Genomic DNA, 24,624 nt, shown 5'->3' on the forward strand with positions numbered 1-24,624 from the left:
CATACGGCCGGGCTTCGCTCTAGCCGCCGGATCGCTCCTTATTGCTTTTTACATATACATTCGCGGGTTTGATCTCCTGCTGGACAGGGAGAACTACTTGGGAGCCATAAACGTAAGTGCGTTTGCTCCCTTGATAGGCCCGCTTCTTCTTGGGGCTATGGTATTCAGCGGACTGGCTTTCTGTAGCGCCAGCGGTCTGCGCAGGCTTCCTGCCATTGCTCTTATAACCGTAATAGTCGCGGTGGTCACTGCCACGGGAAGCCGCAGCCTGGGACTCTATCCGTTGATTCTTATCACTGTGGCCGCTGTCATGCGTGGCCGGGTCGGCAAGATTTCCTTGGGTATCGCCGTAACTCTCGCATTCATGGGTCTCAACGTAGCGCTTGCGGCACGGAGTTTGGACCGCCATGGGTTGCTTCCATATGTGGACTTCTTGGTTAGTGATCCTGCGATTATTACTGATTGGGAAAGATCGACGGGGGCCATACGCAACATCGTCTCATCCGTGCCTCTGGCCGGAACCGTGCTTGAACAAGGTGGATTCAGCTTGGACAACCTGCGGTTGTCTTTAGACCCTTTTGGGGCGGAAGCCTGGTCTGCAGTATCGGACCAACTCCGAATTCATGCGTACGTGCCTTATACTGCCTTTGGGGAACTGGCATTAATATCGTTTCCTGCCCTGTTTCTTGGTTGCTTCTTGTTCACGTCTGGCTGCGCTTGGATCTGGAAAGATCTTCATACGCGAGGTCACCACCTATGGGCCATTGTGGCTTTAGCGATCCTCTTACTTTCCTATATGCAAATGTTGCAATACAACTTGCGGTCAACAACACGGCTGCTTTATTTCATTCTGCTCTTGTATTTGGGGGTACGTGCGTTCGCTCTGGCAAGTGGTAGTCGGTCCAATTCAAGAACAATGAGGAGGTCATCGCCTCCCGATAAGTTAGAGGCCCGCCTGAGTGTCGGCCGGAAGAGAGGTGCACCGTGATCAACCTAGGCATACTGCAACCATACGTGCCAATGTACCGGGTTCCTTTTTTTGCCGGCCTCAATGAACGCCTGGCAAAGTCGGGAGTGTCCATGACGGTGCTGGCCGCGCACCCCGTCGGCGAGCAGCATATGCGGGGCGATGCTGTGTCCACCGATTGGGTTGAACATGTCGAGCGGCGAGAGCTGCGATTTGGTGGCAAGGCCGCTACATTCTCGTTGCAGCGCAGGCACTTTGCCGATTTTGACGGACTCATCCTGCCTCTGGAAGGCACTTCGGTGGATATCCCACGGGCTCTGCATTACCGTGCTATGCACAGTGGTCTGAACATCGGACTCTGGGGTCACGTTAAGTCCTACGTCAATGACCCGAATATCATTGATGCGGCCATCGAGAGATGGCAGATGACTCACTCCGACCATGTTTTCGCATACACTCCGTCTGGCCGTGATTATGCCGTAGCTCGAGGCATTCAGCCTGATAAAGTGACGACCGTAATGAACTCCGTCGATACGTCGACGATTTCGGAACAAATGGCACGTGGCGCATCGGCCCCGGTTGAAGGTATTGCGGGCGCCGGGCGCAGGGACAAGACCTTCGCCTTCATTGGGGGCCTGGACCAGAGCAAGCGGATCGATTTTTTGGTGCAGGTCCTCGACCGGCTTTGGATAGATGATCCCGAAATCAAAATTCTTGTTGCCGGCCGAGGAAGTCAGGAGCATTTGCTGCGTCGGGCTGTTAATCGCGGTCAAGCCACATTACTCGGATATGCAGATGATCATCTGAAGTCGGAGATTGCTATCTCCTCACGTGCAATTCTTATGCCGGGCAGGATTGGGTTGGTGGCGGTTGAGAGCCTGGCAATGGGAATACCAATTCTGACTACTGATTATCTGTACCATGCGCCAGAGTATGATTATCTCGTGGCGAATGACAGCGTCTTTGTCTCGCCGGACACGCTAACTGATTTTGTTAGTCTTATCCATAGAGTCGCGGCCATGGCTCATGTCTATCCCAAGGTATGGACTACGCCCTCTATTACCAGCATGATTGATAATTTCACTTCCGGAGTGTTGCAAATGCTGAACGGTGAACGCGGCACTCCGGACGATGCGAATAGCATCGGCAGTAACAGGCGCTGAAATTGTATGGAACAGATGTGCCGCGTTTTGCGCGTCGGCCGCTTGGGCATTCTGCGGTCTTAAAGATGGTTTTGGTAAAGCAAGAGTTGAGGAGTTTTGATGCGCTGGAATCGCGGTCGAATAGTATCGTTGGTGAAACTGCACGCATGGCAAACGGTGAGCCGTGCCAAATCGCTTAGGGAATTCCTCCTGGATGCGCGGCGTTACTGGTCGCTAAGTACTCCATCAAGCAACAGTGCCTTGGCGAAGTTGGATGCTCGCCAGCTTGAGTGCCAAGTGACTAAGGACTACCACCGGATTGAGAAGGGTTTGGCGCTGGCAAGTCCCAAACGACCTTTCGGAGCGGACGCTCATTCGCGACTGCAAGTAGCCCTTCCGAAGGACAGGACCCCGTTGTTGAAGGACGAAGCATTTGCAAGTCACGCGGCGACTGCCATTGATGCTTTGAAGCGCTGGAATGACTCAGGGCAGATCGACGATGTCGTTAGTCCGGTCGCAGCCAGTTTGCCAACGTTCGACATCGACGAAGATAATCTAACTGCCTTTTTCGAATCGAGGAGAAGCGTCCGCGCCTTCGACCCCACCCAACCTGTCGATCCTACTGTCGTGATGAAGGCCGTGCGGTTGGCTGGCAACTCCCCTTCGGTTTGTAACCGACAGGCTTGGAAAGCCCATCTTTTCACTGGCAAGAATGATGTGGCCCGCATAATGCGCCATCAGTCCGGGAACCGCGGTTTCGGCCCGGATGCGGCAGGGGTCCTTATCGTCACCGCGAACGTTGAGCTGTTTAGCGGGTCCGGCGAACGAAATCAGAGGTGGATAGACGGCGGGTTGTTTGCGATGAGCTTGGTCTATGCCCTCCACGGGCTCGGCATTGCAACCTGCATGCTGAATTGGTCGAAGGGCAATAAACCTTCCGACGCCCTACGTGCAGAGGCTGGTCTAGAAAAGTCGGAAGACATCGTCGTTCTGATTGCTGTCGGCCATCCAATTGAAGATCATCGGGTGGCCAGATCGCCTAGACGGAGCCTCACAGATACTTTCGTTCACCATTCAGCCTGACACCGTTCGGTCCGGTAAAATCTCGCGCCTCACACCGATCGGCGGAGGCGGCGGTCAATCGTTTAAGGATCCAAATTGAAGTCCCAGCAACCAATCATGATTGTACTCACAGGTGCATATGGCAATATCGGCGACGCAGTGATACGGCGCCGCGTTCTCAACTGGGTGCGCGACCTTGGAGAGATTCATGCTTATGTAGGAAATGCGCCCGGGGGCTGGATCGAGCAGATGGGCTTTGAACCGGATGACCGCGTCTACTCAGCGGCCTCCTCCTTCAGTTGGATGAAACTGGTCTTCGCCCCCCGGCGGCCGAAGGCTCTGGTGTTTGATCCGGGGGAGATTAGCTTGGCACGCAACAGTATCCGGAGCGAGCTGCTGACACTAGCGTTGACGTTTCTTGTTCGTATGCGTGGCGGAGTTGTGGTCCGGCCGCCTAGGGGCATCAGCCAGTCGAGCGGACTGGGCTTGTTTGTGCATCGGCTCGGTGCACGCTTTGCAAAGATCAATTTGTGGCGGACACAGCGTAGCTTCGACATTGTCGGAGATGGAAGCGTAGTGCCCGATACCGCCTTTCAAGAGCCGTTCGTCCCTGGGCTACCTTGGGACCAGCGTCGCACTCTTGTGATTAGCATGAGAGGAAAGAGAAAATTCCCATCGGACGCTTGGTTCTCGTCTATGGATCTCTTGGCTCAGGACCATGGGTATTGTGTGGTAGTACTAAGCCAGGTACGGGAGGATGAAGAGCGTAGCCGGGAAATTGCCGAGCGGTTGAAGGGCCGTCATCTCGAGTGGGGTTCCAGGAGCGATCTCGATCATGAGCGCCTTGTTCGCGGAGTCTACAGTGAATCGGCCGTTGTGATTAGCGACAGGCTTCATGTTTTGGTGCTGGCCGCTGTGGCGGGTTGCATACCCATCGAGGTCTCCGACTCGCCTCGGACGAAAGTATCCGAGCACTTCGCACAAATTGGCGTGCACAATATGGTGATCGATAGCGCCATTCATTCTGCGGAAGATATAGTTCGGAGGGCGAAGGACGCATGTCGCCAGCGCAGTCGGACCCAGCGGGCTTTGAGCGTGGCAAGAGAGCTATTGGACATCGAAGAGATGAGGATCAAAGGCGCCATCGACAAAACCGCTTTAGTGGCTTCGGCTTCTGATGTCGGATGACTTTTGTGACTCATGGCCTCCCAGCCTCTGTCGGGCTTCCGATAGATGGGACCTTCCGGAAGTCTTGGTGGGGTAAGAAAGGATGCTAGGTAGTTTTTCCTGGCTCGCTGGGGGTCGGATCCTTTCCGCACTAATTCAGATGCTTAGCTTGGGGCTCTTTGCAAACTGGGTTAGCCCGAGCACGTTTGGAATAGTCGCGTCCGTAACGGCAATTGCCGTCATACCTCAAAACTTATTTGACTTTGGTATATCGACATATATTGTGCGTCACAGGGCGGCAGACCCAAATGATGGTACCGTCACATTCGCCCTGAGGATTTCCGGGCGTATCTCGATACTTCTGGGCGTGGCATTTATCGTCACGTTGGGTGTTCTTGGGCTGTGGATCGACCCACTATATGCCTGGCTGCTTCCGCTGGCGCTTTGGGTTGGCGCGGAACGCAACGCGGAAGTGTGGATGGGGATTGCTTTGGCGGACGGGGACGCCAAGCTCAGTGTCGCGTCGTTGCTCGGAAGACGAATTGGTTCCCTCATGCTCTTGGTGACCATTCAATATTTCACCTCGTTACCCGAATTGGCCTATTCTGTATCGTTGGGGATGACGTCCTTGGTGGCAGCGGCGGTCGGACGTCATATCCTTCGGCCTCGCCTGCCCAGAAGGCGTAGAATGACCCTGCGGTCGCTGATAGCTACGACTTGGCCGTACTGGCTTCATTCAACAGCGACACAAGTTAGGAATGTTGACACCGCGTTGGTGGCCGTTTTCGCGAGCCCTGCGCAGGCCGGCTTCTACGCAGTGGCGAGCCGCTTGACAAATCCCCTTCGTATTCTTCCTTCGTCGCTGGCTGCAGTTGTTCTACCAGCTGTCGCGCGTACGCAAGGTGTTGTCAACAAGCGCACTGCCGTCGTCATCGCTTACATGATCGGTTCCATGGCAGCATTTTATTGCCTAATTGCAGTGCTAGTCCCCTGGGTAGTGCCACTAGTGCTGGGTGACGTGTACTCATCAGCGGTCACGCCCATCCAGATAGTATGTTTCGGGCTCGTGTTCGGAGCGTCCGCTTCGATACTCGCCTCATTGTTGCAGGCAAAAGGATTTGCAAAAGCGGTCAGCTTTTCCTCGCTCGCAGCGTCCCTATTCTGCGTTCCGGCGATAACCTTGGGGTCCGTGTATTGGGGAGCGGCAGGCGCGGCCATCGGGCTCGTATCTTCGTTCGCGGTCCAGACTCTCGCCCTTGTTTTCCATCTATGGAAGGTGACCCGCGGTGGCTCCGACTTCAAGTGACAGCCTTGTGACATTCTAGGAGATTCAATGTTCGATGTGTGCATTATCGGGGGCGGAACGGTTGGCCTCTTTCTTGCTGCACAGCTGTCGAAGGACGGCAAGAAAGTTTTAATCCTTGAGTTGGGGTCGCATTCAGGTTTAGACCGGCGGGCAGTGGTTGGATCTAATCCACAGTCTGGGGGCCATATTGGTGCGGCGGCGAGTGCATGGACCACCGGCTTGGGTGGATCCAGTCAACTATGGGGCGGACAGTTGTGGCCTTGGCAGGAGTGGGAATTCACGAGAACTGGTCCTGGAGGGGGACCCATTTGGCCAATTGGAAAACAAGATCTGTCGAAACATTATCGGGGCGTGCTGAATGTGTTGGGTCTGTCTCAGGGCCATTCCATCATTCATGACATGGGACGGCCACCGACTTGCCCGAAAGTAGATCTTGGAGACGACTTCAGCGTCCGATATTCAACGTGGATGGGGGCACGTGCAAGAAACCTTGCACGGAATTCGGCGGTCCAGAAGCAACTTAGAAGTGTCAACATTGTGACCGGAGCTGCCGTTCACGGGTTGGAGATCTGTCACGACGGGTCGACCGACGTTCAATACTCCAGAGGCAACGAAGATTGCAGTTTGAGGGCCCGGCAGGTCGTGCTCGCGGCAGGAACACTGGGCAACTCCCGCATCCTTTCGAGGTGCTCCTTTGTAAGTGGCTCCGATTTGGTCGGCAGCGGATTCATGGACCACGTGTCGGCCCGCGTTCTGAAGCTGGATGTCACGGACTGGGACCGCTTCTTGGATGTTTTCGCATACAGGCGCTACAAAGGCGTACTGGCTGCGCCTAGAATAGTTCCACATCCGCAGTACTTGGCGAACCGGGACATTGTGCCATCGTATGCTCACTTTGAGATTGCGAGCGCTCCAGGCGGAATGGTCGATGTTGCGAAGAGTTTCAGGGGTGCTCGTCAAGGCAACGGACCTTACCCCAAGGCAATCGAGATGTTAGACGCTGGTCGGCGGGACTTTTGGCCGACTGCCTCAGCCGTTGGACGAAGTCTCTTGCGACATGAACGGCCGGTCCTGAAGTCGAGTACGGTGTATTTAAGGATCGATGCCGAACAACCGCACCGTCCGGAAAATTTCATCGCTTGGAACGGGAGTAAACCGTATGCTTCCCGGGACCTCAATCTAGAGATGAAGTGGCACGTCGGTACTCGCGAAAAAACAGCCATTGAAGTCATGAAAAAAGACGTAGAGGCAGTGCTGGATCGTTTTAATATTGGTGGGAGTTTCGAGCCGCTAAGGAACAAATTTGAAATCACGGACACTTACCACTTGATGGGTGGGACTGCCATGCAGACCGCGGCCCGCCCTGGCGTGGTTGACAAGGAATGTCGCGTTTTGGGATCTCAGAATGTATTCGTTGCCGGGGCATCGGTGTTTCCGAGTGGTGGGATGGCGAACCCCACATTCACAGCGCTTGCTCTTGCTCACAGATTGGGGGAGCAGCTTGGCTGACTACTCGATGTACACACGTATCGGAACCGATGGTCCAGTCACATCCAGAATCGGGTTGGGTGTTGCGACACTCATGCGTGAAGGGCGTTCGTCGCGGCGTCTTTCCGTGATCGAAGAAGCCCTGGAAAGCGGAGTTCGGCATTTTGACGTGGCCCCTTTGTACGGTCTGGGGGCGGCTGAAAAGGAACTCGGACGTGCGCTTGAGCAATGCGGGCATGACACTACAGTGGCTACAAAATATGGGCTCCAGCCGTCGCGGGCAGCGCAAATGCTGAGCGCCGTACAGGGACCCATCCGACGAATGCTCAAGGCTAGCCCAGGTCTGCGCAACTTGGCGCGCAGCTACGGTGGATCATCTGGGGTAGAGCCAGTGCCGTCTATTGATGACTTGAATTCAAGCGTCTTGCGAAGCTTGGACCACCTAAGACGAGAAACCGTGGACCTCCTACTGCTACACGAAATTGCGTGGTCACATGAGTGGGCCGAAGTATGGCTTAGAGCCTCCACGACAGATGGACGCCGCTATCGTGAACTTGGAATCGCTTCTCGACGTGAACTCCTGCCGAGTTACCCCGAGTATGTTGTATCTGGCAATCACCCAATTCAGACGGAATCGAATCCCTTTGAGACGAGAGAGGAGTATTTTCGTTCGATTCGTTATGGACTCGTATCCGGTCATTTTAATATGTTAAATTCCTTTCTTGCAGAGGACGCTCCAAGCAAGGCATCTCTCGAGCGATTGACAGGGGCTCCGCTCAGAAGTGCTGCAGACTTGGTTGTATTTCTTTGCGGACTACAGCTCGCGCGGTCTAGTGACTCAATTGTGCTGATCGGTTCTACCAAGCCGAAAAACATTCAAAGTGTCTGGAACGGAGTTGCAGCTCATGGCCCGTCAATTGCTGCCTCAATTACGCAAGTTGACGCTCTGCTAAAACCGCTTCGTGCGGCGATCACCCCCTAATTCGACTAGGTACTACGTGGGGATCAGATCGAACCCGAAGGGTGCGGCGAGGTCTGCGCTCTCGATTGGGTATGATTCATCCCAGCGGCGTGGAGACCTTAGTTGAACTCAGTTAAACGGCTCGTCGCATTTGAGGGTATAATCGCGGTCTGAATCCGCCGGTTTCGAGGAGTGACCGGGCGATGTAGTTGGCAAGGTTGCGGAAGCCGAGGGCGGAGCCACGGAGGTGTTCGAGCCGGTCATTGAGTGCTTCTGTAGGCCCATTGCTGGTGCCGGGCCGGTCGAAGTATGCGAGCACGTCCCCTGCACGGCGTTTCAGTGTCCGGCCGAGCGTAGTGATCTCGGTCAGCGCAGCGGAAACGCCCGCACTGATCGCGCCGATCAACGCTTGCATGAGCTTGCTTGCCTCGAGTGCCGTCAGGATCGCCGTAGGCGGCGATGACGCGCTGTTAGATGCCCCAGGTCGCTTCGACTTCGGCATAGTTGTCCGCGGCGAACAGGGCCTCCAACCTATCCTTCTGCTTGTCGGTGAGCAGATCGTGCCCGGTGTGAAGGATCCGGCGGACGGTGTAAAGCGGGTCCCCGGACCGTCCGCGGTGCCCAATGGTCTGCTGCTGAACGCTCTAACGACACCTGTCTAGGGCATCGCCGGCAAGACGGACGACGTGAAACGGATCCATGACCTCGACCGCGTCCGGGAGCTCCTCGGCGGCTGCGGTCTTGAACCTGGTGAACCCATCCATCGCCACGACCTCGATCCCGTCCCGCCAGGTCTTCGGTCGCTCTGCGAGCCAGGCTTTGAGGACCTGTTTCGAGCGGCTCTCGACCATGTCCAGCAACCGCACCGGGCGGGTCCTGTCGCGGACCGGGGTGAGGTCGATGATCACCGTGACGTACCTGTCCCCGCGCCGGGTGTGCCGCCAGACATGCTCATCAACGCCGATCACGGCCACTCCGTTGAACCAGGCCGGGTCCTCGATCAACACCCGCTTGCCTTCGGCCAGGATCGCGCTGTTCGCGGTATGCCAGGACACGCCCAGGCCCTCGGCGACGCGGGCGACGGTGAGGTGCTGGCACACGATGCCCTCCAGCGCCCAGCGCAGCCCGCGCCGGGAGATCTTCGCCCGGGGCTGCACGGCTTCGGAGATGTCCTGCCGCCACACCCGACCTCACCGGGTGCACTTGTAGCGGCGAATGCTCGGTTATTGCGGAAACTTAACCGCGCGACGTTCACTCTCTGGCTGAGTGCCTCGACGGGCGTTCCGAGTGTGAGGCGGAGCAACGTCAGACTCAAGCGCCACCCCGGCCTCAAGCAATGGAAGTTGTGGCTTTTGCGCTCGCTCGCTCGTGAACTCTGTCGATGAGTAATAGCTATACGTGTAGGCGTCCGGACCCTTGGCCGGGATGCGGTTCAGTACTACACCGAGCAAGGACGCATCAACAAGCTCCAATGATGCAAGAGATTTCTCGAGGTCTTGTCGTTTTACTACTTGGGCGCCCGCGATGAGGACGACTCCGCCGACGCACGGCGCCAGGACCGCCGCGTCAGTAACTGGTAGTAAAGGGGGCGCATCAATTACGATCGCGTCGAATGCAACTTCGAGCCTAAGCAGGAGCTGCTTCATTGCATCCGAACCAAGTAGTTCACTCGGGTTCGGCGGTATAGCTCCAGACGTCAGTACGAACAGCTCTTCGTTGCCCCACGGTTGAAGCAGGTCGTTCACATCTACTTCGCCTAGTAGGGCTGTCGTAAGGCCGGCGTTTTTCTCCAATCCCAGGTACTCACTAACCATGGGACGGCGAAGATCCGCGTCGATGAGGCACACGGACTGCCCTGATTGGGCGATCGCTATCGCAAGGTTAGTGGCTGTGGTGCTCTTTCCTTCGCCAGGCAACGAAGAGGTGACCAGAAATGACTTGGAACGCCCAGTGATATTTGCAAACTGCAGGTTAGTTCGCAAGTGACGGAACGATTCTGCCCGAGGGCCCTGGGCCGGTGCCTGCGTAAGCAGAGGTTTTTTTGCCGCGTCCTGATCGAAGGAAATGGCGCCTAGCAACGGGGCATCTGAAACACGGCGAAGATCGGCTTCCCCGCGAATTCTGTTATCGAGTGTCGACCTCAGCAAAGCGAGGCCAAGCCCGACAATCAACCCAACAATTAGGGAGGCAACCAAGTTCAGGCGGGTGTTGGGCGCTGACGGAACGGTGGGTGCAACGGCCGGCTTAATTGTGGAGAGGCTTACAGGCGAAGTTCCTCCTGCCTTTGGCCTTTCAAGAAGGTCGACTGTCTTGATGAGGCTGTCAGCGACGGCGCGAGCAATTGCCGCTGCTTGAACCGGGGAACTGTCGCTGACGGAGATGTTGATAAGAACGGTGTTTAGATCCTTGCTCGCTTTCACACGAGTGCTTAGAGCCTCGGGGGTCGTTTCCAAGCCCAGAGTATCGATGGCAGGTTGCAACACCAGAGGAGAGTCAACCGTTTTTACATATGATTGGACGCGGGCCTGGCTGAAGGTATTGCCCTGCTGCAGCTCCTGCACCGACCCTGAGTTGGAGATGGAAACAAAAAGCTGAGTCTCGGCCGTATAGGTTGGCTTGGTGAAGATCGAAACCGCGCCACCAACGAGGACTCCGACTAAGGTGGCGGTCAGAATTAGTATCCAGTTGCGGCGTAAGATGCGCACGTAGTCTCGTAGATCCAAGCCGGTGTCCCCCTGTGGTAGTAGCCTGTCACTGTCGTACATTGACAAGTGCGGCATGATAGTGCGGTCAGGCCAATTGTACCCGGCCCGGTGAGCGAGTTCGGAAACTCCAATTGCGTCCTGCCGATTCAAAACCGGCTCGCGGCGCTATAACCGTCGCACTAAGATTTGCCGTCCGCCACGCAGCCAGGAATGCTTTACCCCGCCGGACCTTCTGTAGGTAGTGGACAGCGGTCAGAAGGATATGGTGTGTGCAGTGACGAGGCAGTTACCGCGTATCCAAGTCCTCAAACACGAGGAGTGTCTGCGTGTCCAGCACTCCAGGCATCGACTGCAGTTGATCAAAGATGATCCGCCGCAGATCCACGTTGTCCACGGTCCGCACCAGCAAGATGACGTCAAAGTCTCCGCCCACTAAGGCAATGTGGTGGACCTCCGGGATAGCCCTTAGCTGTTCGCGGAGTTCACGCCAGGATTGCTGCCTTACTTTCAGAGTTACGTAGGCCGATGACTTGAGGCCGGCCTTGATGGGGTCCACCAGCGCCGTGAACTTGGTTAGCACGCCCTCGCCGGTCAGCCTGGAAATCCTCGTGTAGGCGTGCGCCCTCGAAATGTGCACGTTCTCCGCCACCTGGGTGACGGACATCCTGCCGTCCCGCGTCAGCTCCGCAATGATGCTGCGATCCACATCGTCCAAGGGCACTGGGGTGTGCTCGGCGTCCGTGCCAGCCATTCGTCTACAACCCCGATCAGTTATCCAGCTCACAGTTACGATTTGTCTTTCAGAATAGGGGAGTCGAACGTACTTCTCCATGATTTCCCTTAGCGCTGGATACGAAACATGGACCAGGACCATACTGAAAGTGAATAGTGGCAATAGAAGGACGGACCAATGACGATCTCCGCAGACCACACAGCGCCTCAACAAGGGACGCCCGGCCAAGTGGCGCCGAGCCGGCTTGGGCAGGACACCACCCAGAACCCCTACGTGCCCGACGCCGCCGCCGAGGCGGTACGCAAGTTCGGCATCACAGCCGAGGACTACATGCTGCCGGCCCGCCACCAGATCCAGATGGTGGACCAGGACGGCAACCTGAAGCACCATTCCGATCAGGGCACCGAACCCGGCCACGAGTACCCGCTGCCGGGTGATGACGAGCTCCTTACCGCCTACGAGCAGCTCGTTATCGGCCGCCGTGTCAACGACCAGAACTCGGCCTTAGTGCGGCAGGGACGCATGGCCGTCTACCCCTCGAGCCACGGCCAGGAGGCATGCCAGGTGGCAGCTGCCCTGTGCCTGGCCGAAGGCGACTGGATGTTTCCCACCTACCGCGATGCTGTCGCAGTCATGGCGCGCGGGGTGGACCCGATCGAGGCCATGACCATCTTCCGGGGTGACTGGCACGGCGGCTACGACCCGCTGAAACACAAGGTCGGCATTCAGTGCACCCCTCTCACCACCCAGCTGCTCCACGCCGTGGGCGTCGCCCATGCCGCCAAGCTCCGCGGCGAGGACACCCTGGTCCTGGCCATGTGCGGTGACGGCGCCACCAGTGAGGGCGACTTCCATGAGGCCCTGAACTTCGCCGCAGTCTTCCACCTCCCGGTGGTCTTCTTCGTGCAGAACAACCAGTACGCCATCTCCGTGCCGCTGGCCCACCAGTCCGTTGCCCCCTCGCTTGCGCACAAGGCCGTGGGCTACGGCATGGCTGGCGAACGGGTGGACGGCAACGACGTCGTCGCGCTCCTCGCAGTGCTGGACCGCGCCGTCAAGCTTGCCCGAGAAGGGTCCGGTCCGCTCCTGGTGGAGGCGCGCACCTACCGCATGCAGGCGCACACCAACGCGGACGACGCCACCCGCTACCGCCCAGATAGCGAAGTGGCCCAGTGGGTCGCCCGGGATCCTCTGACCCGGATGCGTACCTACCTCACGGGGAGGCGACTGCTGGATGACGACGGCGAAGCCCGGATCGCGGAGAAGGCGGAAGCGGTTGCCACGCAACTCCGCAACGGACTCGGCGAGGACGTTCCGGTAGACCCTCAGGACCTGTTCAAGTACGTCTTCTCCACGCCGACGCCGCAGCTCAAGGAACAGTCAGCATTGCTCGCCGACGAGCTCGCCCGCGACACCGCTGACACTTCAACCTCGACGGAGGCCCCCGAATGAGCCCCACCATCACGACGTCGTCCGAGGCGATTGGCAACGTCAGTTCCGCCACGGCCCGGGCAGCCGCCTCGGCCGCGGCCACTGCCGAGGCGGCAGGACCGCAGCCGGTCACCATGGCAAAGGCCCTGAACGCCGCCATGGCCGATGCCATGCATGCGGATGGGTCTGTCCTGGTCTTCGGAGAGGACGTCGGCATGCTGGGCGGCGTCTTCCGCATCACCGACGGTCTCATGAAGACTTTCGGCGAACAGCGCTGCTTCGACACGCCCCTGGCAGAGTCCGGAATCGTTGGCATGGCTGTGGGCATGGCGATCAACGGCATGCGGCCGGTCATCGAGATGCAGTTCGACGCCTTCGCCTACCCGGCCTTCGAGCAGATCGTCAGCCACGTTGCAAAAATGCACAACCGCACCAGGGGCCGGGTGAAGCTGCCCATGGTTATTCGTGTTCCCTACGCTGGCGGCATCGGGGGAGTGGAGCACCACTGCGACTCCTCCGAGTCCTACTACGCCCATACCGCAGGCCTGAAGGTCTACACGCCAGCCACCGTGGCCGACGCCTACCTCATGCTCCGCGAGGCCATCGACTCGGATGACCCCGTGATGTTCATGGAACCCAAGAAGCTCTACTGGTCCAAGGACCTGGTGGACCTGGAAAGGCTCCGTGCGGACTATGAAGCGAAGACCGCCCGCCGGACGCCGACGGAGGGTCGTGCCGCCGTCGCCCGCTTCGGCACGGACGCCACACTGATCGCCTACGGGCCTTCCGTTCCCACTGCCCTGGCGGCCGCCGCCGCGGCGGCCGAGGAAGGCCGCTCGCTGGAGGTCATCGACATCCGAACCATCGTGCCGTTCGACGACGAAACCGTCGCCGCCTCTGTCCGCAAGACCGGCCGTGCCGTGGTGATCGCCGAGGCGCACGGGTTCGCGTCGGTGTCGTCGGAGATCGTGGCGCGGGTCCAGGAACGCTGCTTCCACTATCTGGCCGCACCGATTCGCCGGGTCACCGGATTCGACGTTCCGTACCCGGCGCCGAAACTTGAGCACTATTACCTGCCCGGCGTAGACCGCATCCTCGACGCCGTTGACGACCTCCAGTGGGAAGACTGATCAAATGAGCGAAACTAAAGTATTCCTCCTCCCTGACTTGGGCGAAGGCCTAACCGAAGCCGAACTCGTGAACTGGCTCGTGGCCGTGGGCGACGAGATCCGCGTGGACCAGCCCATCGCCGAAGTCGAAACCGCCAAGTCCGTGGTGGAAGTCCCGTCCCCGTACGCCGGCACGGTAGCCGAGCTGCACGGCGAGCCGGGCCAGACCCTTGATGTCGGCAAGCCCTTGATCTCTGTCACCCCTGCAGGTTCCGCGGTTGACCCCGCCGAAACCGCTGCGCCGACTGAGCCTGTCCAAACCAAGCCCAACGAAACGAGAGCCGCAGAAACTGCAGCAGCCGAAACTTACCGCACCGAAGAAAGGGCAGGCTCCGGAAACGTCCTCATCGGCTATGGAACTCCTGGGGGCACTGCGACCGCTCGACGGACCCGCCCCCGTCGCCCTTTGTCGTCGGTCGCGGAAGGCTCAACCGGCGGTTCGCCGGTTGAGCCTGTCGAAACCAGGAGTCAAAGCAGCGAAACAAAGCTCACGACTTCCGCCGATGATCTCCTTCTTCAGCGCACCCGGGTGCCCGGCAAAATCGGTGCTGTCATCTCGCCACTCGTCCGCCGAATGGCCAAGGAGCACGGCGTAGACCTCGGTCACATGCAGGGTTCAGGGGAGAGCGGATTGATCATGCGCCGCGACGTTGAAGCGGCGATCACGAAGCCGGCCGAGGCTGAGCATGTCGAAACTGAGCCCCATTCGCCGGGTGAGCCTGTCGAAAGCTTGCCTGCCGACAGCCGGGTCTCCACAAGCTGGACCAGCGGTGCAATCGACCCCCGAACCGGCCTCGGCGTCATCAGCCGTACCCCCGTCCGGGGTATGCGCAAAGCAGTGGCTGCAAACATGGCGCGGAGCCGCTCCGAGATTCCCGAGGCAACGGTTTGGGTGGACGTCGATGCGACCGCCCTCGTTGATATGCGCGCAGGCCTCAAGAAGTCCGACCCTCACAACACTCCCGGACTGCTGGCTTTCATCGCCCGCTTTGTCACCGCAGGCTTGAAGAAGTATCCGGCGCTGAATACGCGGTTCGTCAGCGGCGAGGACACGTCAGGCGGGGAGTCCCAGGAGATCGTGGAGTTCGACGGGATCAACCTCGGATTCGCAGCGCAAACGGATCGAGGACTGGTGGTGCCGTCGATCCGAAACGCTGGCAGGCTCAGTGCTAAGCAACTGGACGCAGAGATCAAACGGCTGACCGCCCTCGCTCGCGAGGGTAAGGCAACACCCACGGAACTGAGCAGTGGCACCTTCACCCTGAACAACTACGGCGTGTTCGGGGTCGACGGTTCCGCGGCGATCATCAATTACCCGGAGGTGGCGATTCTGGGCATCGGGCGGATCATAGACAAGCCGTGGGTGACCGACGGTGAACTCGCCGTCCGCAAAGTCACGGAGCTGACCCTGACCTTTGATCACCGTGTCTGTGATGGTCGAACAGCTGCCGGGTTCCTTCGCTTCATGACCGACGCAATCGAATCCCCAACTTCCTTGCTGGCCGACTTGTAGGAGGGAAATCGCCTGTACCCTTCTCGGACCTTCGCCGTCGCATATCGGCTGGGGGGCGAAGGTCGACGCATCCTATGGCGTTGTATCCGAATGATCACTGCAGCGGACAGAGGCCAGCAGGCGGCCGCCGTCGTCGCTGCACGACGTGACGTGGTTGGTGATCGCATTGCAGATGTCACAGTAGTGCCTGTGTTGTTTTGTCCCCATGTGCAGATCATAGGGAGCACGGCATTTCTAATGAGTAAATTCAGGCTTGGGGCCGGTGGTCGCCGCCTGGAGCGGCAAACCAGTTCCCCGATATTCATCTGCCTGATGGGTAGAATCGAGGCCTGAAGACCGCAGATGCTCCCCAGATGTACGGAGAACGAATGTCACGATGGCTCGACGTCGGCACGGACAACTATGTGCTGGCGACTGAAGGTTCAAAGCTCAATACCGGCCTGATCCTGGGGACCGAGCGGGCCATGGTGATCGACACCGGGTGCGGGCCGCGTCAAGGCAAGGAAATCCTGGACGCCGTTCGTGAGAAGACCCAGCTGCCTCTGGTCGTCGTGAACACCCACGCTCACTATGACCACTTCTTCGGTAATGCCGTCTTCGCCGAGGCCGGCGTCGAGGAGTTCTGGGCCCACGAGAACTGCGCCGAGGAGATCGGTGAGAACGGCGACGCCCAGCGCGCCGAGGTCACGGAGATCGAACCCGAAATGGCCGCCGGTGAGGGCGAGCACGTGGAACTAGTCGTTCCGAACGCGATTGTCCGGGACCAGCCCGTGCTCGTTGACCTCGGCGGGCAGAAGGTGACCCTGTTCTACCTGGGGCGCGGGCACACCGACGGCGACCTCCTGGTTGGGACCGCCACCACCCTGTTCGCCGGCGACCTCGTGGAGCAGGGCTCGCACCCCTCTTTCGAGGACTCCTACCCTGAGGAGTGGGCAGACGCCCTGCGGCACCTCTCCGCCCTCCGTCACCGTTACGAGTTCCTGGTTCCCGGCCACGGCAAGCCGTGCAGTGACAGGTTCGTGAAGACTATGGCCGACACCATGACCACGGCCGTCCGGCAGGCCCGCCAGTCCATCCGTGATACTCCGGCGGACGCCACTAAGGCCATCCCCGTGCTGCCGTATGGGCCGGAGCAGTCACGGTGGTTCATTAAGCGGCTGCAGGAGACGCGGCCGCAGCACTGAACCGAGTACTCCCTGCGGGCCGGGTACCGCGCGGCCGGAAACACAGGTAGTGACCACGCTACTGGCGGGCCGCAGACCTCCTTAGGTTTGGGTCATGAAGACCGGTATCAGCGCAGCTATCCGCCGTTTCATCGAAAAAAACATCGTGGCCGATGACCCGCTCCCCGAACGCTCCTGGCTCGACCAGCAGGACATGCCACTGGTGCAGAGGCCCGCTGGGGAGGCCGCGGCAGGGCTGCCGGTGGAGCCGCTCCCGCCGCTTCCTGGCCGTCACGCCGGGCTTGGCCGGCACCCTCAGCGACTGCGCCAAAGGTTGCGCGGCCATAACGCAGCCATTCATCGCGGTGACGGCAGCTAGGCCTGTTTCCGTTTGGAAGCCAGTACATCTTGATCAAACCTTGAGGTTGGCTTGCGCTTTCCTTGAGTTTGCGTCCGTAGCGTCTCCGCCATGGGATCTCGTGGGGGAGGCCGGTACGGTCGGGACTCGCGGCGGGATGTTCGCCGCCGTCAGCTTCGCGTGCTGTCCTACGTTGGGCTCGCGGCTCTGGCTATCGCGACTGTGGTGGTGGTGATGCTGGCCCTCCGTGGATAGGGGCAAGGCGCGAAACGCATTAGTTGAATAGTGGCTGCAGTAAATGGGCGTGTCCGGTTGGACAGCGCCCTTGACTGCTAAGTAGGCTGGCGAGCGATCCAAAAAATGGGGGTCCATTCCCAGCCCCTTTGCCGCGCCGGAGCATAGTCGCTTGGGTGTGTCGAAGGTGCTGCCGCTTACGGAGGTCTCAACCGTGGCTGTCACCGATTTTGTTCTCGCGCTGTCCGGCCTGCTGGGCAGCCTGCTGGTCCCGTTCGCCGGGCTCTACTGGATGCTCCGGCTGAAGCGAAGGGCCGTTGCGCCGGCGGCAGCCGCGCCGGTTCCGGGGCGGATGAAGTAGCCGTGCCCTACGTAGACATCAACCCGCATCGCAGCCGGCCCAAATGGTGGGGTTATGTGGGGCTGAGTATCCTGCTGGTGATCACTGCCGCTGTTGTCGCGGCGGCTCTCACTCACGGATGAATTGCGGCTTGCTCTGGCCCGCGAGGGACGGGCGTCCACGGATGGTGACCGACAGGTCCCCGTTGGGCACCTAGAATGGTTGCTTGAACCAAGCCAATCGACCACCGCAGCGGGACGCCGCTGCGAGTCCCGGGGGACTGAACCATGCCTGAACCAGCGGATAACCGATTAGCCGAGGCCGATACCGACGAGGCTCAGCCCGAGCTCCGCCGCCGCTTCCGCCGCCGAAATGACGACGGCTCCGACGCCTGGACAGGAACCTTCCCCGCCGTGACACCTGAACCGACAGCACCGCCGCTTCCCGTCCGCAGCTCGTCTTGGGCGGAGGCGGCGGCCGTTGCCGACGCACTCAGCGACGCCCCTCCTGCACCTGCCGCCCCGCCGACTCCGCTCCGCCGCCCAGCGGCAGTCCCGCCGTCGCGCGTCCCGGAAACTCAAGTGGAGCCCGAAGTTGCCGAAGCGGACGCCACGGCACTGCCGACGTCGTTCGTGCGCGAGCAGAAGCCGCGCCCGAAAAAGGGCTTCCGCGGCTTCCTGTACCGGGCCACCGGGGGCGCCTGGAACATGGGCCCGAGCGCGCTGGAGCGCGAGGAGGACGAGCTGGCCCGCCGGATCTCGCGCCAGCTGCAGGGCAGCTTCAATACCGCCGTGCTCAGCCTTAAGGGCGGCATCGGCAAGACATCCACCACTGTGGGCGTCGGCCTTACCCTGGCTGAGTTCCGCGGTGACCCGCCCTGTGCCATTGATGCTAACCCGGACTCCGGCGACCTCGTGGAGCGCGCTCTCGGTGAGGGCATTTACCAGAAAGCAACACCGCGGACCATCACCGACCTGCTCAAGAACATCGACTCCGTTGACTCGCTGACCGAGCTGTCCCGCTACATGCACCACTCGGGCCGGCTGCACCTCATCGCCGGCGAGCAGGACCCCGAGGTGTCCGACTCGCTCACCGCCGAGGAATACCTGCGAATCCGCAAGCTCATCTCCAGCTACTACTCCGTGGCACTGACCGACTGCGGCACCGGCGTCACGCACAACGCAATGAGTGGAATCCTGCAGTCAGCGGACAACCTGATCATCGCCGCCGGCTACGCGGTGAGCGGTGCCAAGCGCGCCCGCAGCACGCTGCAGTGGCTGGCCGGCCACGGTTACGAGGAGCTCGCCCGTAATGCGATCGTGGTGATCACGGACAAGGACGAGGTGTCCTCTCGCGTGGACAAGGACGCCATCGAGGAGCATCTGGCCGGCATGTGCCGTGAGCTCATCGCGGTGCCGCACGACAGGGGAGTTGCGGACGGTGACCTGGTGACCCTGGACCACCTGAAGCCGGAGACGCGTCGGGCTTACAAGGAGATCGCTGCGGCGATTGTGGACGGGTACCGGTAGGTCTTTACATGACTTGATGGCCGCTGCGTGAGTTCACGCCGCGGTCATTCCATTTAGGCCTGTAGCTGCGCTTAGGGAATCTTGCATCCGCGGTGCGGAGATTCTTAGAAAAATGCCATATGCGGTCTCCGGACACGCGTTGCGTGCTCTAACGATCTTTTATTCATGGGGACCATATGACGCTGCGCTCGTTTGTTATCCGCGGGCTTGCACTTGCTACTGCCATGCTCTTGCTTGTTACCGGAATGGCTGCGCCATCGCTGGCCGTCGACGACCTACTGGTTCCTCCCTCGTTGGTGAGTTTTCATCGGACGTCGCCGGATGTGGTGCGGCATGGTGATGACATCACCATTGATTGGGAGGTTCAGGACAGCCCGGCGAAGAATGTCATTTTCTACTTGCGAGATCGCCTTGGCAGTGACTTGCAGGTGCGTTGGGATGCGCCCAATGGTACGAGCGCGTACTCCGGTACGGCCAGGTTCACGGTGGATGAGACAAGCCTTGCACCAGGGATCTGACCCTGTGGGCGTTTGGTGCCGGTAATGGCTATGCAAGTGTCAGCTACCGCACCGATGGCACGATTTACAAATCTCCTAGCGGTATTCAAAGTCCCAAAGCGGCGACGTTCGACTACGCACAGATCACCACTCTTTTTGAGGCAGATACTGATATCTCGGTTCCTCCCTCGTTGGTGAGTTTTCATCGGACGTCGCCGGATGTGGTGCGGCATGGTGATGACATCACCATTGATTGGGAGGTTCAGGACAGCCCGGCGAAGAATGTGATTTTCTATTTGCGAGATCGCCTTGGCAGTGACTTGCAGGTGCGTTGGGATGCGCCCAATGGTACGAGCGCGTACTCCGGTACGGCCAGGTTCACGGTGGATGAGACAAGCCTTGCACCAGGGATCTGACCCTGTGGGCGTTTGGTGCCGGTAATGGCTATGCAAGTGTCAGCTACCGCACCGATGGCACGATTTACAAGTCTCCTAGCGGTATTCAAAGTCCCAAAGCGGCGACGTTCGACTACGCGCAGATCACCACTCTTTTTGAGGCGGATACTGATATCTCGGTTCCTCCCTCGTTGGTGAGTTTTCATCGGACGTCGCCGGATGTGGTGCGGCATGGTGATGACATCACCATTGATTGGGAGGTTCAGGACAGCCCGGCGAAGAATGTCATTTTCTACTTGCGAGATCGCCTTGGCAGTGACTTGCAGGTGCGTTGGGATGCGCCCAATGGTACGAGCGCTTACTCCGGTACGGCCAGGTTCACGGTGGATGAGACAAGCCTTGCAACAGGGGATCTGACCTTGTGGGGGTTTGGTGCCGGTAATGGCTATGCAAGTGTCAGCTACCGCACCGATGGCACGATTTACAAGTCTCCTAGATGATTAAGTCCTATTGGATTTAGTGGTCATAGGCAATGAGTGAGCGCTTGCGGGGTGCGTTGATGCGCCAGTTGTGCCAGATGCCTGCGGCGAGGGCGAGGAGTCTGGCTGCCACCCGGGCGTAGACGCCGGCCATGGTCCGCCCGCCGTGTTCTTCGAGGCCGAGTTGGCCCTTGAGGGTGTCGAAGACGGATTCAATCCATTGCCGGATGCCGCCGAGTTTGCCGAAGCGGGGTTTCTCGTCCTTGCGGTCCGGGCGGATCAGGTGCGCGCCGAGGTCCCTGGTGATGAACCGTTCGAAGTCGCGGCCGGCGAAGCCTTTGTCCCCGAGGATGACCTGCCCGGCCCGGATGAGGTGGTGGTCGTGTTCGAGCAGGGCCTGGGTGACCTCGCGTTCACCGATCTTCGGGTTCGCCAGGCCCCAGATCACGGGCATGCCCTCGGGGTGCTGATCAGGTAGAGACGCAGGCCCCAGAAGAACCGGGAGTGGGATGCACAGTAGCCGTAGCCGGCGTGCCCGGACAGGTCGGAGCGTTTGACGGTTTCCCGGGCCATGCCGCACGGTACGGGGGTGGAATCGACCAGGCGCAGGACCTCGTGCCAGGACGGGGTGTCCCGTGCCAGGGCGGTAATGGCTGCCGCGATCACGGGGCCCGCGGCCCGGAGACGCTTGTTATAGCCGGATTGGTGCGGGATGCCGGGAACATCCCGGACAGGTGGATCCGGGAGTAACGGATCCACCTGGTCTCCGAGGAGAAGCCGAGCAGGTGCTGCGCCACGGCCAGGCAGAGCAGCTCGGCGTCGCTCAGCACCGGTTTCCGGCCCGGCCGGCGAGCCCTGGACACGCCCAGGTCCGGCAGCACATGGTCATCCAAATAGACGTAAAGTGTGGTCAGGAGAGTGTTTAGTTGCGTGTTCACAACCCCGGCTTAACACTCTCCGCCTTACTTTAAAAGCTCCCGCGCCCCGCCACGGCAATAGGACTTACTCATCTAGCGGTATTCAAAGTCCCAAAGCGGCGACGTTCGACTACGCGCAGATCACCAACCACGTATCACCCTTGACTCCCTACGCAACTACGCCAGCAGTTGTGGTGTTCCGAGACAACGACGGGACCGCCAACGATTCCTACACAGTGCCGGCCACTGAAGGCGTGGAATATCTGATCGGCGACAAGGTCGTCCAGGCAGGGACTCACCCGGGCGTCGGGGGACTGTCTGAATAACGGTGTGTGGGGTCCGGCCTGATCCGAAAGGAGACGGCCGTGTCAGAGTCCACGACCGAGATGACAGGGGTGATGATCGATCCTGTGACGGGAGAGATCATCGATCAGAAGGAGCTTGCCGAGCGGTTGCTCGCGCAGGCCAAGGAGCAGGGCGTGAGCCTGGTAGGCCCGGGCGGGCTGTTGAACCAGCTCACGAGGAATGTGCTGGAGACCGCGCTGGAAGCGGAACTGACCGAGCACCTCGGGCACGAGCATGGCCAGACGCCGATCGCAGCCAACATGCGCAACGGCACCAGGTCCAAGACCGTGCTGACCGAGATCGGCCCGGTCGAGATTGAGGTGCCCCGGGATCGGGACGGCTCGTTCGAGCCGGTGATCGTGCCCAAGCGAAAGCGGCGTCTGGACGGGATCGACCAGATCGTCCTCTCGCTGTCCGCCCGGGGGCTGACCACCGGGGAAATCGCCGCGCACTTCGAGGAGATCTACGGGGCCAAGGTCTCCAAAGACACCATCAGCCGCATCACGGAGAAGGTCGCCGGAGAACTGGCCGAATGGTCGGCCCGACCTTTGGACCCGGTCTATCCGGTGCTCTTCGTTGACGCGGTCGTGGTCAAGGTCCGTGACGGGCAGGTGCGCAACACCCCGTTCTACGTCGTCATGGGCGTCACCGTGAACGGGGAGCGGGAGATCCTGGGCATCTGGGCCGGCGACGGCGGCGAGGGTGCCCGGTTCTGGCTGCAGGTATTCTCCGAGCTGAAGAACCGGGGCGTGGAAGATGTGTTGATCGCTGTCTGCGACGGGCTCAAGGGCCTGCCGGAGGCGATCACGACCACGTGGGAGCGAACGGTGGTGCAGCAGTGCATCGTGCACCTGATCCGCAACAGCTTCCGCTACGCCGGACGCCAGCACCGCGACGGCATCGTCAAGGCGCTCAAGCCGGTCTACACGGCCCCGTCCGAGCAAGCGGCGAAGGACCGGTTCGCTGAGTTCACGGCCGAGTGGGGTCAGCGATATCCGGCAATCGTCCGGCTCTGGGAGTCCTCCTGGGCGGAGTTCGTGCCCTTCCTGGAGTACGACGTGGAGATCAGGCGGGTGATCTGCACGACGAACGCGATCGAGTCGATCAACGCCCGCTACCGGCGGGCCGTCAGGGCCCGCGGGCACTTTCCAAACGAGGCCGCTGCCCTGAAATGCCTGTATCTGGTCACCAGGTCTCTTGATCCCACCGGCGGCGGTCGGGCACGCTGGGTGATGAGGTGGAAGCCTGCACTAAACGCGTTCGCGATCACCTTCGCCGGCCGGTTCGAAAGAACCACTCACTAATGAAACCGGCCGGATCCACACACCGTTTATCTGACAGACCCGGCGTCGGCGAGCTTAGTGTGACTGCCAGGCCCAAGATTGACTACGTGTTCACGGAGGGGGCCGTCACAGAGTGGTCTGGCACGTTCAAGGCGACGCCGTATGACGTGATGCCGGCGGCGGTGGTGTTCACCGACAAGGACGGCACCGCCGAGGACACGTATACAGTTCCCGCGAAGGAGGGTGTGGAGTACCTCGTGGGCGACAAGGCCGTTGAAGCTGGCACTTACCCGGGCGCCGGTGAAGTCACGGTCACGGCGCGGGCGAAGACCGACTACGTGATCAGGGCCGGCGCCGCCGCGGAATGGAAGGCCATGTTTAAGGCGACACCGTACGAGGTTACGCCCGCTGCTGTAGTGTTCACGGATGAGGACGGTACCGCGGAGGACACGTACACGGTTCCCGCGACGGAAGGTGTGGAGTACCTGGTCGGTGACAGGGTCGTGGACTCCGGGACGTACCCGGGCGCTGGTGAAGTCACGGTTATGGCCAGGGCGCAGACTGATTTCGTTTTCAAATCCGGTGCGGTTACCGCATGGACGGCTAGGTTCAAGGCGATCCCGTATGAGGTGGTTCCGGTGGCTGTGGTGTTCACGGACAAGGACGGCACGGCCGAAGACTCCTACGCGGTTCCGGAGACCGCGGGCGTTGAGTACCTGGTCGGGGACAAAGTCGTGGAGGCAGGCACCTACCCGGGCGCCGGTGAAGTCACGGTCACGGCGCGGGCGAAGACCGACTACGTGATCAGGGCCGGCGCCGCCGCGGAATGGAAGGCCAAGTTTAAGGCGACACCGTACGAGGTTACGCCCGCTGCTGTAGTGTTCACGGATAAGGACGGCGCCGCGGAGGACACTTACACGATCCCGACCATCGAGGGCGTGGAGTACCTGGTCGGTGGCAAGGTCGTGGACTCCGGGACGTACCGGGGCGCTGGTGAAGTCACGGTTATGGCCAGGGCGCAGACTGATTTCGTTTTCAAATCCGGTGCGGTTACCGAATGGACGGATAGGTTCAAGGCGACCCCGTATGAGGTGGTTCCGGTGCCTGCGGTGTTCACGGATAAGGACGGCGCCGCGGAGGACACTTACACGATCCCGGCCATCGAGGGCGTGGAGTACCTCGTAGGCGGCAAGGTCGTTGAGGCCGGGACGTACCCGGGTGCTGGTGAGGTCACGGTGACTTCGCGGGCGAAGACTGATTACGCGTTCAAACCGGGTGCGGTCGTTGAGTGGTCTGCGACGTTCACGGCGACCCCGTTCGAGGTCGTTCCCGCAGTTGTGGTGTTCATGGATAAGGACGGCACAGCCGAAGACTCCTACTCGGTTCCGTAGACCGCGGGCGTTGAGTACCTGGTCGGGGACAAAGTCGTTGGGGCCGGGA

Annotated in this window: 21 protein-coding genes and 3 pseudogenes; 19 read left to right on the plus strand and 5 right to left on the minus strand. The window is 60.1% G+C overall.

Annotated elements, in window-relative coordinates; genetic code table 11:
* Positions 1 to 19 precede the first annotated feature (19 nt).
* On the minus strand, positions 20 to 409 hold the full coding sequence (locus ABIE00_RS04145) for a hypothetical protein (RefSeq protein ID WP_354257098.1): 390 nt from the start codon (positions 407 to 409) through the stop codon (positions 20 to 22).
* A gap of 575 nt (positions 410 to 984) precedes the next feature.
* On the opposite strand from ABIE00_RS04145, the gene ABIE00_RS04150 reads away from it, so the two are divergent.
* The 7 genes and pseudogenes from ABIE00_RS04150 to ABIE00_RS04180 all read left to right on the plus strand — a co-directional run bounded on the left by ABIE00_RS04150 (position 985) and on the right by ABIE00_RS04180 (position 8,114).
* Entirely contained in the window at positions 985 to 2,130 is a 1,146-nt protein-coding gene (locus tag ABIE00_RS04150) for a glycosyltransferase (RefSeq protein WP_354257101.1), read from the plus strand.
* 132 nt (positions 2,131 to 2,262) lie between these two features.
* Positions 2,263 to 3,192: a nitroreductase family protein gene (locus ABIE00_RS04155; RefSeq protein ID WP_354257104.1), complete on the plus strand. Its 930-nt coding sequence runs from the start codon at positions 2,263 to 2,265 to the stop codon at positions 3,190 to 3,192.
* Positions 3,193 to 3,288: 96 nt separating this feature from the next.
* Positions 3,289 to 4,359, plus strand: a complete 1,071-nt coding sequence (locus ABIE00_RS04160; protein ID WP_354257107.1) for a polysaccharide pyruvyl transferase family protein — start codon at positions 3,289 to 3,291, stop codon at positions 4,357 to 4,359.
* 82 nt (positions 4,360 to 4,441) lie between these two features.
* Positions 4,442 to 5,644, plus strand: a complete 1,203-nt coding sequence (locus ABIE00_RS04165) for a lipopolysaccharide biosynthesis protein (protein ID WP_354257110.1) — start codon at positions 4,442 to 4,444, stop codon at positions 5,642 to 5,644.
* Positions 5,645 to 5,671: 27 nt separating this feature from the next.
* A pseudogene (locus ABIE00_RS04170) lies at positions 5,672 to 5,773 on the plus strand (FAD-dependent oxidoreductase); the annotation flags it as partial.
* Positions 5,774 to 6,112: 339 nt separating this feature from the next.
* Positions 6,113 to 7,153, plus strand: coding sequence for a GMC oxidoreductase (locus tag ABIE00_RS04175; RefSeq protein ID WP_354263266.1), 1,041 nt, complete (start codon positions 6,113 to 6,115; stop codon positions 7,151 to 7,153).
* A gap of 7 nt (positions 7,154 to 7,160) precedes the next feature.
* Positions 7,161 to 8,114, plus strand: a complete 954-nt coding sequence (locus tag ABIE00_RS04180; RefSeq protein ID WP_354263267.1) for an aldo/keto reductase — start codon at positions 7,161 to 7,163, stop codon at positions 8,112 to 8,114.
* Positions 8,115 to 8,226: 112 nt separating this feature from the next.
* Here ABIE00_RS04180 and ABIE00_RS04185 read toward each other — a convergent pair.
* The 3 genes and pseudogenes from ABIE00_RS04185 to ABIE00_RS04195 all read right to left on the minus strand — a co-directional run.
* Positions 8,227 to 9,310: pseudogene (locus ABIE00_RS04185) on the minus strand (ISL3 family transposase); the annotation flags it as partial.
* Positions 9,311 to 9,316: 6 nt separating this feature from the next.
* On the minus strand, positions 9,317 to 10,858 hold the full coding sequence (locus ABIE00_RS04190) for a tyrosine-protein kinase domain-containing protein (protein ID WP_354263268.1): 1,542 nt from the start codon (positions 10,856 to 10,858) through the stop codon (positions 9,317 to 9,319).
* Positions 10,859 to 11,084: 226 nt separating this feature from the next.
* A complete protein-coding gene (locus ABIE00_RS04195) occupies positions 11,085 to 11,549 on the minus strand; it encodes an Lrp/AsnC family transcriptional regulator (protein WP_354257113.1) in 465 nt (154 codons plus the stop codon).
* A gap of 159 nt (positions 11,550 to 11,708) precedes the next feature.
* On the opposite strand from ABIE00_RS04195, the gene ABIE00_RS04200 reads away from it, so the two are divergent.
* The 9 genes from ABIE00_RS04200 (at position 11,709) to ABIE00_RS04240 (ending at position 20,660) form a co-directional block, all read left to right on the plus strand.
* On the plus strand, positions 11,709 to 12,983 hold the full coding sequence (locus ABIE00_RS04200) for a thiamine pyrophosphate-dependent dehydrogenase E1 component subunit alpha (protein ID WP_354257116.1): 1,275 nt from the start codon (positions 11,709 to 11,711) through the stop codon (positions 12,981 to 12,983).
* On the plus strand, positions 12,980 to 14,092 hold the full coding sequence (locus ABIE00_RS04205) for an alpha-ketoacid dehydrogenase subunit beta (protein WP_354257119.1): 1,113 nt from the start codon (positions 12,980 to 12,982) through the stop codon (positions 14,090 to 14,092). The genes ABIE00_RS04200 and ABIE00_RS04205 overlap by 4 nt, the downstream gene beginning before the upstream one ends.
* Positions 14,093 to 14,096: 4 nt before the next feature.
* Positions 14,097 to 15,644 carry a dihydrolipoamide acetyltransferase family protein gene (locus tag ABIE00_RS04210; RefSeq protein ID WP_354257122.1) on the plus strand — a complete coding sequence of 516 codons (1,548 nt, stop codon included), beginning with the start codon at positions 14,097 to 14,099 and terminating at the stop codon, positions 15,642 to 15,644.
* A gap of 368 nt (positions 15,645 to 16,012) precedes the next feature.
* Entirely contained in the window at positions 16,013 to 16,828 is an 816-nt protein-coding gene (locus tag ABIE00_RS04215) for an MBL fold metallo-hydrolase (protein WP_354257125.1), read from the plus strand.
* A gap of 94 nt (positions 16,829 to 16,922) precedes the next feature.
* The gene (locus ABIE00_RS04220) at positions 16,923 to 17,186 is read left to right on the plus strand and encodes a hypothetical protein (protein WP_354257128.1); all 264 of its coding nucleotides are present in this window, start codon (positions 16,923 to 16,925) and stop codon (positions 17,184 to 17,186) included.
* A gap of 427 nt (positions 17,187 to 17,613) precedes the next feature.
* A complete protein-coding gene (locus tag ABIE00_RS04225) occupies positions 17,614 to 17,760 on the plus strand; it encodes a hypothetical protein (RefSeq protein WP_354257131.1) in 147 nt (48 codons plus the stop codon).
* Positions 17,761 to 18,026: 266 nt separating this feature from the next.
* Entirely contained in the window at positions 18,027 to 19,268 is a 1,242-nt protein-coding gene (locus ABIE00_RS04230; protein WP_354257134.1) for a MinD/ParA family ATP-binding protein, read from the plus strand.
* A 176-nt stretch (positions 19,269 to 19,444) separates the two neighbouring features.
* The gene (locus ABIE00_RS04235) at positions 19,445 to 19,786 is read left to right on the plus strand and encodes a hypothetical protein (protein ID WP_354257137.1); all 342 of its coding nucleotides are present in this window, start codon (positions 19,445 to 19,447) and stop codon (positions 19,784 to 19,786) included.
* 568 nt (positions 19,787 to 20,354) lie between these two features.
* Complete coding sequence (locus ABIE00_RS04240; protein WP_354257140.1) at positions 20,355 to 20,660, plus strand: hypothetical protein; 306 nt, start codon at positions 20,355 to 20,357, stop codon at positions 20,658 to 20,660.
* 16 nt (positions 20,661 to 20,676) lie between these two features.
* On the opposite strand, the pseudogene ABIE00_RS04245 reads toward ABIE00_RS04240, so the two are convergent.
* A pseudogene (locus tag ABIE00_RS04245) lies at positions 20,677 to 21,577 on the minus strand (IS982 family transposase).
* Positions 21,578 to 21,717: 140 nt separating this feature from the next.
* Between ABIE00_RS04245 and ABIE00_RS04250 the strand changes: the two are divergent.
* The 3 genes from ABIE00_RS04250 (at position 21,718) to ABIE00_RS04260 (ending at position 24,575) form a co-directional block, all read left to right on the plus strand.
* Positions 21,718 to 21,882: a hypothetical protein gene (locus ABIE00_RS04250; RefSeq protein ID WP_354257143.1), complete on the plus strand. Its 165-nt coding sequence runs from the start codon at positions 21,718 to 21,720 to the stop codon at positions 21,880 to 21,882.
* A gap of 72 nt (positions 21,883 to 21,954) precedes the next feature.
* Complete coding sequence (locus ABIE00_RS04255; RefSeq protein ID WP_354263269.1) at positions 21,955 to 23,205, plus strand: IS256 family transposase; 1,251 nt, start codon at positions 21,955 to 21,957, stop codon at positions 23,203 to 23,205.
* The gene (locus ABIE00_RS04260) at positions 23,205 to 24,575 is read left to right on the plus strand and encodes a hypothetical protein (RefSeq protein WP_354257145.1); all 1,371 of its coding nucleotides are present in this window, start codon (positions 23,205 to 23,207) and stop codon (positions 24,573 to 24,575) included. Before ABIE00_RS04255 ends, ABIE00_RS04260 begins: the two co-directional genes overlap by 1 nt.
* The last annotated feature ends 49 nt before the right edge of the window (positions 24,576 to 24,624 follow it).

Source organism: Arthrobacter sp. OAP107, assembly GCF_040546765.1.
In the GTDB taxonomy this organism is placed as follows: Bacteria; Actinomycetota; Actinomycetes; order Actinomycetales; family Micrococcaceae; genus Arthrobacter.

Bases quoted from the DNA above. Each gene is read 5' to 3' on its own strand.
- ABIE00_RS04145 (WP_354257098.1), bottom strand. From the start codon at position 409: ATGGCGGTCCAAACTCCGTGCCGCAAGCGCTACGTTGAGACCCATGAA.
- ABIE00_RS04160 (WP_354257107.1), top strand. From the start codon at position 3,289: ATGATTGTACTCACAGGTGCATATGGCAATATCGGCGACGCAGTGATA.
- ABIE00_RS04165 (WP_354257110.1), top strand. From the start codon at position 4,442: ATGCTAGGTAGTTTTTCCTGGCTCGCTGGGGGTCGGATCCTTTCCGCA.
- ABIE00_RS04175 (WP_354263266.1), top strand. From the start codon at position 6,113: ATGGGGGCACGTGCAAGAAACCTTGCACGGAATTCGGCGGTCCAGAAG.
- ABIE00_RS04180 (WP_354263267.1), top strand. From the start codon at position 7,161: ATGTACACACGTATCGGAACCGATGGTCCAGTCACATCCAGAATCGGG.
- ABIE00_RS04190 (WP_354263268.1), bottom strand. From the start codon at position 10,858: ATGTACGACAGTGACAGGCTACTACCACAGGGGGACACCGGCTTGGAT.
- ABIE00_RS04195 (WP_354257113.1), bottom strand. From the start codon at position 11,549: ATGGCTGGCACGGACGCCGAGCACACCCCAGTGCCCTTGGACGATGTG.
- ABIE00_RS04200 (WP_354257116.1), top strand. From the start codon at position 11,709: ATGACGATCTCCGCAGACCACACAGCGCCTCAACAAGGGACGCCCGGC.
- ABIE00_RS04205 (WP_354257119.1), top strand. From the start codon at position 12,980: ATGAGCCCCACCATCACGACGTCGTCCGAGGCGATTGGCAACGTCAGT.
- ABIE00_RS04210 (WP_354257122.1), top strand. From the start codon at position 14,097: ATGAGCGAAACTAAAGTATTCCTCCTCCCTGACTTGGGCGAAGGCCTA.
- ABIE00_RS04215 (WP_354257125.1), top strand. From the start codon at position 16,013: ATGTCACGATGGCTCGACGTCGGCACGGACAACTATGTGCTGGCGACT.
- ABIE00_RS04220 (WP_354257128.1), top strand. From the start codon at position 16,923: ATGAAGACCGGTATCAGCGCAGCTATCCGCCGTTTCATCGAAAAAAAC.
- ABIE00_RS04230 (WP_354257134.1), top strand. From the start codon at position 18,027: ATGCCTGAACCAGCGGATAACCGATTAGCCGAGGCCGATACCGACGAG.
- ABIE00_RS04235 (WP_354257137.1), top strand. From the start codon at position 19,445: ATGACGCTGCGCTCGTTTGTTATCCGCGGGCTTGCACTTGCTACTGCC.
- ABIE00_RS04255 (WP_354263269.1), top strand. From the start codon at position 21,955: ATGATCGATCCTGTGACGGGAGAGATCATCGATCAGAAGGAGCTTGCC.
- ABIE00_RS04260 (WP_354257145.1), top strand. From the start codon at position 23,205: ATGAAACCGGCCGGATCCACACACCGTTTATCTGACAGACCCGGCGTC.